This window comes from Providencia sp. JUb39 (genome assembly GCF_012272845.1).
Classification (GTDB): domain Bacteria; phylum Pseudomonadota; class Gammaproteobacteria; order Enterobacterales; family Enterobacteriaceae; genus Providencia; species Providencia lanzhouensis.
Genome location: NZ_JAAWXD020000001.1, coordinates 3,112,265 through 3,125,771, shown reverse-complemented (window position 1 = coordinate 3,125,771; position 13,507 = coordinate 3,112,265). Strand labels below are relative to the sequence as shown.

Genomic DNA, 13,507 nt, shown 5'->3' with positions numbered 1-13,507 from the left:
TGACCTAATAAATAAGGCGATAAAGTCAGGCGCTAACCTTGCTTTCTTCGGGTGATCGCGATTCAATACCGTGCTATTTTCGTAAGGTTGAATTTGGATATTTTATCCTCAACATTGCGATAATCTGATGTATGATAGATATACACGTACTAATAAAATGGAAATAAAAAGATGCTGCAGATTTTCAATACACTGAGTCGTCAAAAAGAAGAATTTAAACCCATCCATGCTGGAAAGATTGGGATGTACGTGTGTGGCATCACCATTTACGATTTGTGTCATATTGGTCACGGTCGTACCTTTGTGGCTTTCGATGCAATTAGCCGCTATTTACGCTATTTAGGTTATGACCTGAATTATGTGCGTAATGTAACGGATATTGATGACAAAATCATTAAACGTGCAGCTGAAAATAATGAAAGCGTGGAAGAATTAACCACGCGCATGTTAGCGGAAATGCACAAAGATTTTGATGCATTAAATATCCTACGCCCAGACAGTGAACCACGCGCCACTCGCCATATTCATGAAATTATTGAGCTAACTGAAAGCTTGATCGAACGCGGTCATGCCTACGTCGCAGATAATGGTGATGTGATGTTTGAGGTCAAAACTGATCCAAATTACGGCTTATTATCTCGCCAAGACTTAGACCAACTACAAGCGGGTGCCCGTGTTGAAGTGGCTGATGTAAAACGTAATCCAATGGACTTTGTGTTATGGAAAATGTCCAAAGAAGGTGAACCAAGCTGGGAATCACCGTGGGGATTAGGTCGCCCAGGCTGGCATATCGAATGTTCGGCAATGAATAGTAAAACATTAGGTAACCATTTTGATATTCATGGCGGCGGCTCTGACTTAATGTTCCCGCATCATGAAAATGAAATTGCGCAATCTACCTGCGCCCATGATGGTCCATATGTTAATTACTGGATGCATTCTGGTATGGTGATGGTTGATAGAGAAAAAATGTCTAAATCTCTCAACAACTTCTTTACCATCCGTGATGTATTAGAGTACTACGATGCTGAAACCGTACGCTACTTCCTGCTTTCGGGTCACTATCGTAGCCAACTGAACTATACCGAAGAGAACTTAAAACAAGCGCGTACCGCATTAGAACGCCTGTATACAGCGCTGCGCGGCACGGATAAATCGGCTGTACCAGCAGGCGGTGAAGAGTATAAGAGTCGTTTCTGTGAAGCGATGAATGACGACTTCAATACACCAGAAGCTTATTCGGCGTTGTTTGATATGGCGCGTGAATTAAACCGCCTGAAAACTGAAAATATGGATGCAGCAAACGGCATGGCGGCTCAATTACGTGAGCTGGCAAAAGTGCTGGGACTGTTAGAGCAAGATCCTGAAACCTTCCTGCAAGGTGGCGCCCAAGGCGAAGATGATGCGGAAGTCGCAAAAATCGAAGCATTGATTAAACAGCGTAACGATGCGCGTCAAAGTAAGGATTGGGCTCTGGCGGATCAGGCGCGTGATGCGTTAGCGGCGATGGGGGTTGTGTTGGAGGATTCGTCTGCGGGCACTTCATGGCGCCGCAAATAGTTCGTCATATTTCGCGCTGTGGCGTTGTTGGCGTCACTCGGCTACTCGGGTCACATACTCATGTATGCTCCCCGAGATATCCTTGCTAGCCGCCTAGCCACAACACGAACTATTTAGAATATTGTCCTTTATCGTTTTTTACGTAACACCTGTTTGTCTACAATTCGAATAATTTAGAGAATTTGGCTTAACTAGCTTAACAAATAAGAACAAAACCCACTAAAAAGGATCTATTTTTGGTGGGTTTTTTTATGGCTGTTGCGGCTAAATTTGCAAGCGTGGGGTGGAGCGGTTATCGATAATGTTAGGTGAAATATAGACAGTGGAATTTAACATTGGGTCACCGAAATGGTGAATTCACTCACAATGAAAACATAGATAAGGATAAATATGTTTCCAATAAACAATAACCGACTAACCGTATCACAATCGACAGAATTTCCAACATCATCAAATACAAGCCATCTCCCTGAACGTATTAAATCTATCCAAAATATCTCCGAACTTAGCCCGAATTTGGCTGAAACAAAACCCGTCAAAAGAAATAGACCAAAGCTAAAATTAAATATAGAAGCTGCAACTCAAGCTACAGCATTTGATAGATTAACTGAAAAAACGCGGTTACTGATAAATGAAAAAAACGTTGAATATGATACGGAGGATAGAGGCCAGCGTTATCAGGATATTGGTAGTGCGAAACATACGCAAATATCAATACGGGGCGCTGATAAACCCATTGTGACTCTCGCTGCAAATCGACTCCAAGTGGGGGGCGAAAATTTAGCCATCCGCTGCCAATACCCCAAAGATAATGACCATGCCATTGAAAATCATTTATCTATGCTTATGGCAAACAAAACTCCGATATTAGTCGTCTTAGCATCAAAAAAAGAGATCCACGGCTCTGTTTTTCAAAAAGAGAAGCTCCCACCTTACTTTATGAGTAATCAAAAGTATGGCGATATTGAAGTCACTTCTACAAAATTAATAAAAAACTGTGAAGTAGAACCTCAACAAACAAATACAAGAGCGAAATTGTTGAAAATTAGCCGATATAATATGGAGATTTCTAATGGTTATAAAAAGCATTTAACCCCTGTGATCCACGTGACTAATTGGGATGATGGAGGGACAGTGACAACTAAGGAATTAATTAAATTAAACCGAGTCATTGAAACTATTAATACGGGTAGATTGAGGGAGCTCAAAGATAAAGGCGTGGATATAGAAGGAAAAAATAAACCGCTTCCCGTTATTCATTGCAAAGCTGGCATTGGTCGAACTGGGGTATTAGCGGCATGCATGCAGTGGAGAAAGGCAGGAAATAAACTATCGATGGAAAATATCGTATTAGCATTGCGTGAGACAGGAAGCCCGAATATGGTCCAAAATGAAGCGCAATATCGGCAATTACAAGAATTCACAAATGTGCCATTATCCCCAACAAGAACAATCGGTAAGTGGGCTTTTTGATTGAGTAACAAAAGGTAAGCTGAATAGAGATCAGCTTACCTCTATCAAGGATGCAGTGAGAACTACTCTTGTACCTTGATTTGTTCGCTTCCCATAGAAACGACTTTGCCTGCGACAATTTTGCAGCGTTTGCGTGTTTCAACAACGCCATCAACTTGCACTAAGCCATCAGCAATCATTGATTTTGCCATCGCGCCACTTTCTGCCCAACCTTCAATTTTTAGCAGGTCGCATAACTCGATATGGGGATGACCATCAAGATGAAAAATATCCATTGTGACTCCAAATTACATTAAATATCGTGGTACTCTTCGCACGCTTGTAGCGTGTTTTGAATCAGTGTAGCCACGGTCATTGGCCCAACACCGCCTGGTACTGGCGTGATCCATGCAGCGCGTTTTGACGCTTCATCGAAATCAACATCTCCAGTCACTTTACCATTTTCTAAGCGGTTAATACCGACATCGATAACGATAGCGCCCGGTTTGATCCATTCGCCTGGAATAAAGTTAGGTTTACCCACAGCCACGACCAGTAAATCCGCATTACGGACATGCTGTTCTAGATCTTTGGTAAAGCGATGAGTAACGGTGGTGGTACAGCCCGCTAATAATAATTCAAGGCTCATCGGACGACCAACAATATTTGATGCGCCAATGATAACGGCGTTTAAACCATAGGTATTAATGTCATAACGCTCAAGTAAGGTAACAATCCCTCTTGGGGTGCAAGGACGCAGGCGAGGCGCCCGTTGGCATAAACGACCGACGTTATAAGGGTGGAAACCATCCACGTCTTTATCGGGATGAATGCGCTCAATCACTTTGACGTTATCAATGCCAGCAGGTAATGGTAACTGAACTAAGATGCCATCAATTTCATTATCTTGGTTAAGGTCATCAATCAGTTTGAGCAGTTCAGCTTCAGTCGTCGTGTCTGGTAAATCATAGGAGCGAGAAATAAAGCCAACTTCTTCGCAAGCACGTCGCTTACTGCCAACATAAATTTGAGAAGCGGGGTTAGCGCCTACGAGAATAACGGCAAGCCCGGGAGCTCGTTTACCATTGGCAATACGAGTTTGTACTTTTTGAGCAACTTCCTGTCTAATTGCTTGCGCAATCGTTTTCCCATCAATAATTTTTGCTAACATCTGTAACTTAATCCATATATGAGACACGGGGGATGCCTCTATTTTGTCAGAACTTGCTAGCAATGTCAGGTCTATCTGATAGATAAAGTAAGCATATCGTTATTTAAGTAGTGAAAAGCCATTGACTCGGCGCTCAGCAACCGTATAATTCAACGCCATCAGCCAGATAGGCTGTCTGCGCACACAATGCGCCCTTAGCTCAGTTGGATAGAGCAACGGCCTTCTAAGCCGTAGGTCACAGGTTCGAATCCTGTAGGGCGTACCATTCTCAAGCAAGCGCATATCAATAGACATCACAGGATGTCTTTTTTATGCCTGAAATTCAAAAATTCATTGCAAATCCGCAGCACAACACTTCAGAATCGATCCACTCAATTAAGAAACTGGACCTTCAGAAATGAGTGTGACAATCCACTTTTTGTTAACTAACTCAGCTTTATACATATTGGTCTGCGCACTCAGGTTTCCTTCATAATAACCTCCGCGAATAGTACAGTTTTGTGATGTGTGGCATTGGGGTTTATCAACAAAAAAGGCAATTGCCTTCTTTCCATTTGATTTAACTAAAGAGCTTTGTTCAATATGACAAACTGAGTTCGGCTGAATAGAGATTGCTGTTGGATGTACGATGCCTCTTAATAGTTGCTGATTCGGGTCTTTGATTCCTTCTGGAGTTTTAATACCAAGACAATAAGTTGATATATTTGTTGGACTTGCCGTGAGATTATTTTTAATAACCTCATTGAAGGTTGCAATTTGAACTTGCTCATCAATTGAAGCTTGGCTAACTACAGTTGAGCATCCTGAACTTATAAATACTCCGCAATAGAGTAATGACATTCCTAAATTTTTATACATTGATAGTATTCCTATGTTTAGATGTTTAGATGTTTAGATGTTTAGATGTTTAGATGTTTAGATGTTTAGATGTTTAGATGTTTAGATGTTTATATTCAAAATCACACGTCGAAAAATGATTGAAAATTCCTATCATAGTGAGAAGATATGCGAATTTTTATTAATTAAATACCATAGATAAGATGGTTTTCTTAGTTTTTATTTTTTAATTATTATAATTACTCAACGTTTTAGTTATATAACAAGTTAAATGTTCATTTTTATTTTTTATTTTCTATTTTTTATTTTCTAAAATATAAATTACAAGTGAGCGTGGTAATATTTTTATCCTCCATCAATTTTTTATCTAAAAACTCAAAGTAATTCCATTTTATTTAATTTCAAATTGTAACAAAATAATAATAATACAAGTGCAAAGAGTTATTTTTGTGACTTTTTAAAATACTCCACCATGTGGTTATTTTCTTAACGCGCTGATATTTTTTATTTATTAGAATTGAGCTTAATCATAATTCGATATGATTTTTAAAAATAATAGTTTATGGCTATTAAATTTGAAAATATCAATTGGTATTAACGTGTTTACAGGAATGTGGGATTAAATTTATATTTCAACCCACATTAAGAGTTAGCTTTCTTTGATATTAGATTTATCTCTGCCTTTAAAGGGATTTAATTTTTTAGCCATAATGATTAATCTAAGCATTGAGTGAGTAAATTTTAGGTTTAATTATGAATATAAATAATGATTCTTTACGCAAAGATATTGGCAATTTTATTAAAAATGCCAGAAAAGATAAATCCCTGACTGGAACTCAGCTAGGTGGTCTATTAAACGTAAGTCAACAACAAATATCTCGATATGAGCGGGGTAAAACAAGTCTGACGATAGATTCTTTATCAGCAATCTTGATTATATTAGAAAAGGATTGGTCAGACCTTTTTCAAAAAGTTATGGTTAATTATTCAAATGGTAAAGCTGATGAATACAGTATTAATAACGATTTAATTATCTAAAGATATAAAATTAACTTTAACTCCGCAAGTGAGTAATTCTAATTTAATCAGATGTTTTTCTGATTAATTAAGATCTCTGCAATTGCTTAGATCTTAATTAGGAAGCCCAAAGCTGTTGCATCATGGAAGATGTATTTAATTATTGGTTTTATTTAGTCAATCAAATGAGTCAGCCTCTTCACTATTTTGGTGACAGGGAATTCGTTTAAATTTTTATCAGAAAGGAAATGAAATGAAATTAACTAAATTAGCATTAGCATGCGTATTTGCAGCATCTGTAGTTCCAGTTAGTTCACTGGCTGTGAATGCAAGCAACAATGGTACAGTTACTTTTACCGGTACCGTTGTAGAAACGCCATGTAACATTCAACAAGAGTCACTGAAACAAACAGTTGATTTTGGTCAATTATCTAAAAAGGCTTTAGAGTCTGGCCAGCCAGCTGAAGCTAATTTTGATATTAAATTTACCGGTTGTGATTTAGAAGGTTACGGCGAAGCATCTACTGGTGGTGGTTCAGGCGGTCAAACTCGTGCACTGAAATCAATGATGATGACATTTACAGGTCAAAACTATGTGGGTACTGCGGGTGACCAAATGCTGCAAACTACCGCAGGTAACGTTAACAACGTCGGTATCGCTATCGATGGTTTCAAATTTGGTGAAGCTAAAGATGTTATCGCTTCTATGATCAACCCAATCGGTGATAACGTTCTGAACTTTACCGCATTAGCAAAACGTGTTGATGCAAAATCTCCAGTTGGAGAAGGTAAATTCGAAGCTATTTCTAACTTCCGTATTACTTATCAATAAGTCTTTAATTCGCCGCCAGGTTTCTGGCGGCATTTAAATGGTTACGGGAGATAGCAACATGTCGAAATATCAGTATTTTTTTTCTTATATTCCCAAAATATTGATTGGTTTGATTTGCGGCTATTCGATAAGTGTGCATGCTGGACAAGTTGGCTCTCGACATCAAGGGTCGACGGAATTAGTGGGAAGAGTCGTGTCTACCCCTTGTTCTATTGTGATGAAAAATCGTTATCAAACGGTTGATTTCTCTTCATTAACTCTGACAATGCTGTCGACTCAAGCGCAACGAAACCAAAAAATTCAACCCTTTGAAATAGAACTCCGTGATTGTGGTAGTTCGTATTCTTCCTTAGATACTAAAACATGGTTAATTCGTTTTGAAGGGCAGCATGTCGAAAATATGAATATATTTGCTCTACGAGGCGCTTCCCAAGGGCTGGGGGTTTCAGTGTTAGATAAATCAATGAATATATTGATACCAAGTCATAGTTACCCTTTGTTAAATAATGAATTACAAAAAGATAAATCGGGTAATTCGTTATTATTGAATTATTTTTTAAGGCTAGAGTTAACGGGAAAACCGATTCAAGCGGGAAATTATCAAGGGCTAATCCGTTTCTTTATTGACTATAAATAAAATAATGAACTCCATATTCAAAAATGAATATTGGAGACGACCTTCTATTGTTTTGGGGTGGAAACAAGCATGACATTCAAACCTAGCATGATTAGACAAGCTATTTTATTAGCCATAAGTTGCTCTGTTTGGAACGCTTATGCATCGGAATTTAATACAGATGTATTAGATGCTGAGGATATTGAGAATGTCGATATGAGCCAATTTGCTGTAGCAGGTTATGTATTACCTGGTAAATATACATTAACTATTTTTGTTAATGGACAGCGATTGGGTGCCCCCCGAGAAATAACGGTATTTGAACAAGATAAAAATTCAGAAGCAGCCTCTCAGGAAATTTGTATTCCTGCGGATATGATAGATTTAATTGGTTTAAAAGAATCTGAAATCGATAAAGTTAAAACGACACGTGACGGACAATGTTTAGATTTATCGGGGTTAGCCGGTGTTCAAACAAAAATAGAACTCTCCTCATTATCATTAAAAATAACCATACCTCAATCTTGGATGGAATATAACGATCCGAATTGGATTCCTCCTGCGTTATGGGAAGAGGGGATTAATGGGGCATTTATTGATTATTCTGCCAATGCCTCTGTGACAGATGAAAATGATGGTGGAAAACGAACTTATTTATCAACAAACGGTATTGCCGGTGTCAACCTGGGGGCATGGCGTTTTCGTGCAGATTACAGTGCTAATTATCAAAAACAACAAAATGGCAGTAATACACAAGAATTTCATCAGTTTGATTTCAATCGATTATATGCATTTACATCATTAAAAAAATTAGCCGCTATTTTAACGATTGGTGAAAATTACTTTTATTCGAATTTATTTGAAGCGTGGCAATACACGGGAATGTCATTAGAAAGCGATGATAGAATGTTACCGCCTAAATTAGTGGGCTATGCACCAGAAATTATTGGTGTTGCTAATACCAATGCAATTGTGACTGTTCGCAGTCAAAACCGTGTTATTTTAGAAACAACCGTTCCTGCGGGGCCATTTCGAATTCAAGATTTGGAAAGCGGTGTCAGCGGGGTTTTAGATGTCACTATTCGCGAAGAAAATGGAGAAGAAAGAAAATTCAGCGTAAACACGGCATCTCTACCTTATTTGACTCGACCAGGACGACTAAACTATAAATTTGCAACGGGTAAAACGCGTTATAATAACCATGATATGACAGGTAACCCTGTTATGAGTGGTGAACTTTCCTATGGCTTATCGAATGCTTGGTCATTATTTGGTGGGGCTCAGTTAAGTGAGGATTATAAAACCGTTGCGATTGGTATCGGTCGAGATTTATTTGCTTTTGGTGCACTCTCTTTCGATATTACGCAATCTATTTCCAATTTTAGGGAGCAAAAATTACAAGGACGTTCATACCGACTCAGTTATTCAAAATCATTTGATGAATTACGCACTGATGTGACCTTTGCTGGCTATCGTTTTGCGGATCAAAATTACCGTACACTCACGCAATTTATGGATCAATATCGCACAGGATATGCGGGTCGATCGCCGAAAGAAAACTATCAAATCTATTTAAATAAATATTTTGATGATTTTAGTTTGTCGCTGAATTATCAGTACAGCACTTATTGGCAAGATAGGCCTCAGATGCAATATGGCTTATATGCCAGTACAGGCATTAGTATTCCCAGTTTATCGCAGCAGGATGTAAACCTTTCGATTTCAGCCACCCGAACTGAACGTGATAACGGCTATACTGATGACGCAATTAACTTATATGTCAATATCCCATTATATAATGGTCATAGCGTGACCATGTCAGAAAGCTATTCTGGCTATAATGATGGTAATAACTATAACCATAATATTGGGTATAGTGGGTACAGCGACCGTGATAATTACAGCTTAAATGTTGGCTATAATCACGGTAAAAATATTGACGCTCAATCGAGCATTAGTGGTTATTATTCTCGCGATTTGTCACAAGCAACTGTGTCTGCGAATGCGAGCTATGTTCCACAACAATATCGTAGCTTTGGTGCCTCGATTAGCAGTGGAATAACGACAACGGCTCACGGAATTGCATTGCACCGAAGTACTTATGGAGATACACGATTATTAGTTGAAACACCCGGTGCGAGTGGTGTGCCATTGGACAGTGGTGTAATTAAAACAAATGGTCAAGGATTGGCTATTATCCCAAATATTAGTAGTTACCGTAAATCGACTGCATCAATAAATACCAGCAAGTTACCTGATGATATAGAGGCTCTAGCACCGTCAACAGATATTACGTTAACAAAGGGTGCCATTGGTTATCGCAGTTTATCGGTTATGAAAGGGCAAAAACTATTTGCGATCCTTTCACTGAGTAATAACAAAAAACCGCCTTTTGGTGCCAGTGTACGTAATGCAGATAACCGTGAACTGGGTATTGTGGGTGAAGATGGTGTGACTTGGCTTGTCGGTATTTCGCCTAATGAAAAACTTTCTGTTTATTGGGGCGGTAATAAAGAATGTGAATTAAATTTACCTGAAAAATTGGATACAACATCAAGTATGTTGTTATTACCATGCACATAACTTTTTGTTACTTAATTAAATTAAGTAACAAAAAAGAAATTTAGATTATTTTGTTTATGAGGTTAAGTATGTTTAGTTTAGATATGCGTAAAATTGTAGTATCAACATTATTCACGGCATTTTCGATAGTATCTTTTAACGCACATAGCGCAGTAACATTAGACAGAACACGTATTATTTTTCCTGGTAGTGAAAAGTCCGTTAATGTCACCATTACCAATGGTAACCCTGAAGAAGCGTATTTAGCCCAAAGCTGGGTTGAAGATTTAAATGGGAATAAATTAACCAAAGGCGCTATTTTAGCCACGCCTCCTTTACAGCGTTTAGAACCCAATAGTAATAGCTTAGTGCGTTTAAGCGTGACGCCTGAATTAAGTAAGTTACCTCAAGATAAAGAATCGGTATTCTATTTTAATTTACGTGAAGTTCCCCCTAAATCTGCAGATGGGAATACCTTACAAATCGCATTGCAGTCCCGTGTAAAATTATTTTATCGCCCGCAAAGTATTTTATCTGAATCAGAAACTAAATGGGCGCATAAAGTGACATTAACTAAAATTTCATCGGGGTATCGTTTAAATAATACCACGCCTTTTCATATGACTGTGATTGGTTTTGGTAATAGCAAAGAGCAGGCTGAAGCTAATCCATTTGAGGTGTTTATGGTGGCACCTAAGTCGACACAAGATATTCCATCTTCAGCATTATCTACACCCTATTTAACCTATATTAATGATTACGGTGGTAAGCCAACGATGTCATTTAGTTGCAAAGGGGATACCTGTACGGTTACAGGTGAATAATTACCCATTTATTAATATGAATGCAGCAGGAAAATGAAATGGATACACAAAAATTGATGTGGTCATTATTGTTTATGCTTAGTGGTATTGTGAGCTTTTATTCAATAGCGAAAACGCCTGTTGCAACAACACCTGTTAATGAGCCTGATTATGAATTATCTCATGAAGGATTCATTCAAGTTAATGCAACATTATTCAGTGCTCCTTGTAATATTTATGTGACAAAGGAAAATATTGTGACATTAACAGATTGTGGGGCAGGCTCTGCCTATAAAACACAATTGAAGTTATCTCATACGGCCAATACTCCCGCCAATTTAAGATTCTATGATTATAACGGAAAACAGTTTTCATCCAGTTATTCTCTTTATTTATTAGATGGTGATAATTCCATTCAAACACCATTATTAATGGGTGATGATTCACTGAGATTAGAGGTGAGTTATGAATAACATAATAAAAAAGATATTTTTATTCCTTTTTTTCTTAGGTAAGCCATTTTTTGTCTTTGCTGCAGACTCCCTGAGCATTGATTTTAGCGGTGAATTGGTGAGTACGGCGTGTACGGTTACGTCCGAATCCGTGAATAAAGAAGTGACATTAGAAAACTTACGTTGGCAATATATTAATGAAAATACGATGAGTGAATCGACAGGGTTTTCGATAGGGATAGAAAATTGCAGTGCAACCGATTTACAAAAAAGTATTGAATTAACATGGAAAAGTAGTCAGTTAGTGAGTGTCAATGGTGAAAGCTTCTTAACCACTCAAGGCAGTAGTGGCGTTTTATTGGGGATCCATGACAAGGATGATAAACCGATTGTTTGGAATAAAGCATTCACGTTAGGCACGGTATCCGTTGTTGATGATGAACAGCAGTTTGATTTTAGTGTATTTGCGCGTAAGCCTATCAATGGAGAAGCGAATGCAGGGAGTTTTTCTGGGGTAGTTACCTTTAATGTGGAGTATAAATAGTGAATATATTCAATACGCTAAAAGTACTTTCAACAATATGGGTTATTTCTCTTCCTTTACTTTCTAAAGCGGATGTGTTGGTCGACGTGACAGCGACCATGGTAGCGCCTGCGTGTAATATTCGCAGTGAAAATGCCAGTGCCCCTTTGCTGATTGATTTTGGCACATTGAATGTGGAGTTATTAACGCAATCTCCACCAGTTAAAAAGTTTTCGTTATATATTACCGAGTGCGATCTGACGAAAACGCTTGCAGCGGTGCTGAATCCTAAAAACATGAACACCATTACCTATGATGGGCGAGGTATTCTCGGAACGAGTACAACAGGGCTGGGCATTGACTTTAGTGAAGTGACGGGAGGAGTAAATAGATTATTAGAATTCAATAAAAAAATGCAAATTTACCCCGAAAAAATCAATAGCACAACATCAAAAATAGATTTACAAACAAAATTGGTATCAACCGTACCCGTTAATGCGCTGACGTTGGGAAAATATAACTCATCAATGATTATTTCAATCATTTATAACTAGGTAATTGATTTTATGAAAATTTATTTTACTAAAACTAATTTTTTCTTAAATCTCATTCTATTTACTGCATGCTTATCGATAAGCCTATTTTCTCATGCCAATTATGCGCCCAAAATTGCTAACCCAAGCGAAGGGTATAAAATCAAACTCTCTTCTAATTCCAGCATAGCGCAAACCCCCGTGACAGGCTCTGATGGCAAACCTTACTATCAGGTAGGAAATAGTATTGTGATTGATCAAGGTATCGCCTCTGTATCTGGAATGGTTAAATGCGTAGGAAGAGTATGGGGAGACTCAGGGTATAACGATTTTAGTAGTGATAACGCATATCATCGTCTTTTTATGTATGCCCCTACAACAGGGATAGTTATTAATGGGCTTCCTGCTTATCGAATTAATAACAATGTCGTGATGACCGTGCAGAGTAAAATGAGTGATTGGGTTCATATTGGAGGCTCTTCTGTATGCGCCTATGTTACGTACATTGACAAAAGCGATTTCGCTAGCGGGTTTGGGGTTCATTTCCCGATGACATTCACATTTTATATTAATGAAAAGATTATCGATGGACAAATTATGATCGCTGGGATGGAGTTAGCGGGATACGTTCGTGCATTTATGAATCCCTTAGTAAAACCCAATATTTCATCTTGGCCATTTAATGAAACGAGTGCACCGGTTCATTTGGAAACCTCTCAGTTAAATGTGGGATCCTCTTGCACGACCTCAACCAGTACAGGGCAAGTGGGGACTGTTACTCTTCGTCATGGGCAGCTTAATGCATTGAAATATGACAATAAAGTAACTGAAAAAGTCAATTATACCTGCAAGTTTTCAGCATTAACCAAGGTCAGGCTTCGGTTAGATTATGCGGCGGACAGTGACCCACAAAAAAGACTTCCATTAATAAACAAAGTCACGAAGGAAAAAATTTACACGACTTTAATGATGACTGATGACTCGACAGGAAAGTCCGGCTTAGACATGAATGTTGATATTGACAAGCTGAAAACAATTTCAATTAGTAGCCATTTACAGGGTACTAACGCACCTGCAGGAGATTATCAAGGGTCCGCTTGGTTGATTGCAACTTTTATTTAAATTACATCATATCTATATAAAATATAT

14 protein-coding genes and 1 tRNA gene are annotated in these 13,507 nt (G+C 38.2%); 12 read left to right on the top strand and 3 right to left on the bottom strand.

The window, feature by feature from the left end; translation table 11 throughout:
• Positions 1-171 precede the first annotated feature (171 nt).
• A complete protein-coding gene (cysS, locus tag HFU86_RS14665) occupies positions 172-1,560 on the top strand; it encodes a cysteine--tRNA ligase (protein ID WP_187129559.1) in 1,389 nt (462 codons plus the stop codon).
• 390 nt (positions 1,561-1,950) lie between these two features.
• Complete coding sequence (locus tag HFU86_RS14660) at positions 1,951-3,033, top strand: protein-tyrosine phosphatase family protein (protein WP_222717620.1); 1,083 nt, start codon at positions 1,951-1,953, stop codon at positions 3,031-3,033.
• 62 nt (positions 3,034-3,095) lie between these two features.
• On the opposite strand, the gene ybcJ is transcribed toward HFU86_RS14660, so the two are convergent.
• Both ybcJ and folD read right to left on the bottom strand, forming a co-directional pair.
• Positions 3,096-3,308, bottom strand: a complete 213-nt coding sequence (ybcJ, locus tag HFU86_RS14655) for a ribosome-associated protein YbcJ (RefSeq protein WP_108478314.1) — start codon at positions 3,306-3,308, stop codon at positions 3,096-3,098.
• A 17-nt stretch (positions 3,309-3,325) separates the two neighbouring features.
• Complete coding sequence (gene folD / locus HFU86_RS14650) at positions 3,326-4,183, bottom strand: bifunctional methylenetetrahydrofolate dehydrogenase/methenyltetrahydrofolate cyclohydrolase FolD (RefSeq protein WP_036952132.1); 858 nt, start codon at positions 4,181-4,183, stop codon at positions 3,326-3,328.
• Positions 4,184-4,371: 188 nt separating this feature from the next.
• Between folD and HFU86_RS14645 the strand changes: the two genes are divergently transcribed.
• A tRNA-Arg gene (locus tag HFU86_RS14645) sits at positions 4,372-4,448 on the top strand.
• Between the two features lie 110 nt (positions 4,449-4,558).
• Here HFU86_RS14645 and HFU86_RS14640 read toward each other — a convergent pair.
• A complete protein-coding gene (locus tag HFU86_RS14640; protein WP_187129558.1) occupies positions 4,559-5,041 on the bottom strand; it encodes a hypothetical protein in 483 nt (160 codons plus the stop codon).
• Positions 5,042-5,773: 732 nt separating this feature from the next.
• Between HFU86_RS14640 and HFU86_RS14635 the strand changes: the two genes are divergently transcribed.
• From HFU86_RS14635 to HFU86_RS14595, 9 genes are all read left to right on the top strand, one after another.
• Positions 5,774-6,058: a helix-turn-helix domain-containing protein gene (locus tag HFU86_RS14635; RefSeq protein ID WP_187129557.1), complete on the top strand. Its 285-nt coding sequence runs from the start codon at positions 5,774-5,776 to the stop codon at positions 6,056-6,058.
• 232 nt (positions 6,059-6,290) lie between these two features.
• On the top strand, positions 6,291-6,869 hold the full coding sequence (locus HFU86_RS14630; RefSeq protein WP_187129556.1) for a fimbrial protein: 579 nt from the start codon (positions 6,291-6,293) through the stop codon (positions 6,867-6,869).
• A gap of 58 nt (positions 6,870-6,927) precedes the next feature.
• Positions 6,928-7,506, top strand: a complete 579-nt coding sequence (locus tag HFU86_RS14625) for a fimbrial protein (RefSeq protein WP_187129555.1) — start codon at positions 6,928-6,930, stop codon at positions 7,504-7,506.
• 69 nt (positions 7,507-7,575) lie between these two features.
• The gene (locus HFU86_RS14620) at positions 7,576-10,068 is read left to right on the top strand and encodes a fimbria/pilus outer membrane usher protein (protein WP_187129554.1); all 2,493 of its coding nucleotides are present in this window, start codon (positions 7,576-7,578) and stop codon (positions 10,066-10,068) included.
• Positions 10,069-10,151: 83 nt separating this feature from the next.
• Positions 10,152-10,871: a fimbrial biogenesis chaperone gene (locus HFU86_RS14615; RefSeq protein WP_442959172.1), complete on the top strand. Its 720-nt coding sequence runs from the start codon at positions 10,152-10,154 to the stop codon at positions 10,869-10,871.
• Between the two features lie 38 nt (positions 10,872-10,909).
• Positions 10,910-11,323 carry a fimbrial protein gene (locus tag HFU86_RS14610; RefSeq protein WP_187129552.1) on the top strand — a complete coding sequence of 138 codons (414 nt, stop codon included), beginning with the start codon at positions 10,910-10,912 and terminating at the stop codon, positions 11,321-11,323.
• A complete protein-coding gene (locus tag HFU86_RS14605; RefSeq protein WP_187129551.1) occupies positions 11,316-11,846 on the top strand; it encodes a fimbrial protein in 531 nt (176 codons plus the stop codon). The genes HFU86_RS14610 and HFU86_RS14605 overlap by 8 nt, the downstream gene beginning before the upstream one ends.
• Positions 11,846-12,379, top strand: coding sequence for a fimbrial protein (locus tag HFU86_RS14600; RefSeq protein WP_255425989.1), 534 nt, complete (start codon positions 11,846-11,848; stop codon positions 12,377-12,379). The genes HFU86_RS14605 and HFU86_RS14600 overlap by 1 nt, the downstream gene beginning before the upstream one ends.
• 12 nt (positions 12,380-12,391) lie before the next feature.
• Complete coding sequence (locus HFU86_RS14595; RefSeq protein ID WP_222717619.1) at positions 12,392-13,480, top strand: adhesin; 1,089 nt, start codon at positions 12,392-12,394, stop codon at positions 13,478-13,480.
• Positions 13,481-13,507 lie beyond the last annotated feature (27 nt).

Bases quoted from the DNA above. Each gene is read 5' to 3' on its own strand.
- cysS (WP_187129559.1), top strand. From the start codon at position 172: ATGCTGCAGATTTTCAATACACTGAGTCGTCAAAAAGAAGAATTTAAA.
- HFU86_RS14660 (WP_222717620.1), top strand. From the start codon at position 1,951: ATGTTTCCAATAAACAATAACCGACTAACCGTATCACAATCGACAGAA.
- ybcJ (WP_108478314.1), bottom strand. From the start codon at position 3,308: ATGGATATTTTTCATCTTGATGGTCATCCCCATATCGAGTTATGCGAC.
- folD (WP_036952132.1), bottom strand. From the start codon at position 4,183: ATGTTAGCAAAAATTATTGATGGGAAAACGATTGCGCAAGCAATTAGA.
- HFU86_RS14640 (WP_187129558.1), bottom strand. From the start codon at position 5,041: ATGTATAAAAATTTAGGAATGTCATTACTCTATTGCGGAGTATTTATA.
- HFU86_RS14635 (WP_187129557.1), top strand. From the start codon at position 5,774: ATGAATATAAATAATGATTCTTTACGCAAAGATATTGGCAATTTTATT.
- HFU86_RS14630 (WP_187129556.1), top strand. From the start codon at position 6,291: ATGAAATTAACTAAATTAGCATTAGCATGCGTATTTGCAGCATCTGTA.
- HFU86_RS14625 (WP_187129555.1), top strand. From the start codon at position 6,928: ATGTCGAAATATCAGTATTTTTTTTCTTATATTCCCAAAATATTGATT.
- HFU86_RS14620 (WP_187129554.1), top strand. From the start codon at position 7,576: ATGACATTCAAACCTAGCATGATTAGACAAGCTATTTTATTAGCCATA.
- HFU86_RS14615 (WP_442959172.1), top strand. From the start codon at position 10,152: ATGCGTAAAATTGTAGTATCAACATTATTCACGGCATTTTCGATAGTA.
- HFU86_RS14610 (WP_187129552.1), top strand. From the start codon at position 10,910: ATGGATACACAAAAATTGATGTGGTCATTATTGTTTATGCTTAGTGGT.
- HFU86_RS14605 (WP_187129551.1), top strand. From the start codon at position 11,316: ATGAATAACATAATAAAAAAGATATTTTTATTCCTTTTTTTCTTAGGT.
- HFU86_RS14595 (WP_222717619.1), top strand. From the start codon at position 12,392: ATGAAAATTTATTTTACTAAAACTAATTTTTTCTTAAATCTCATTCTA.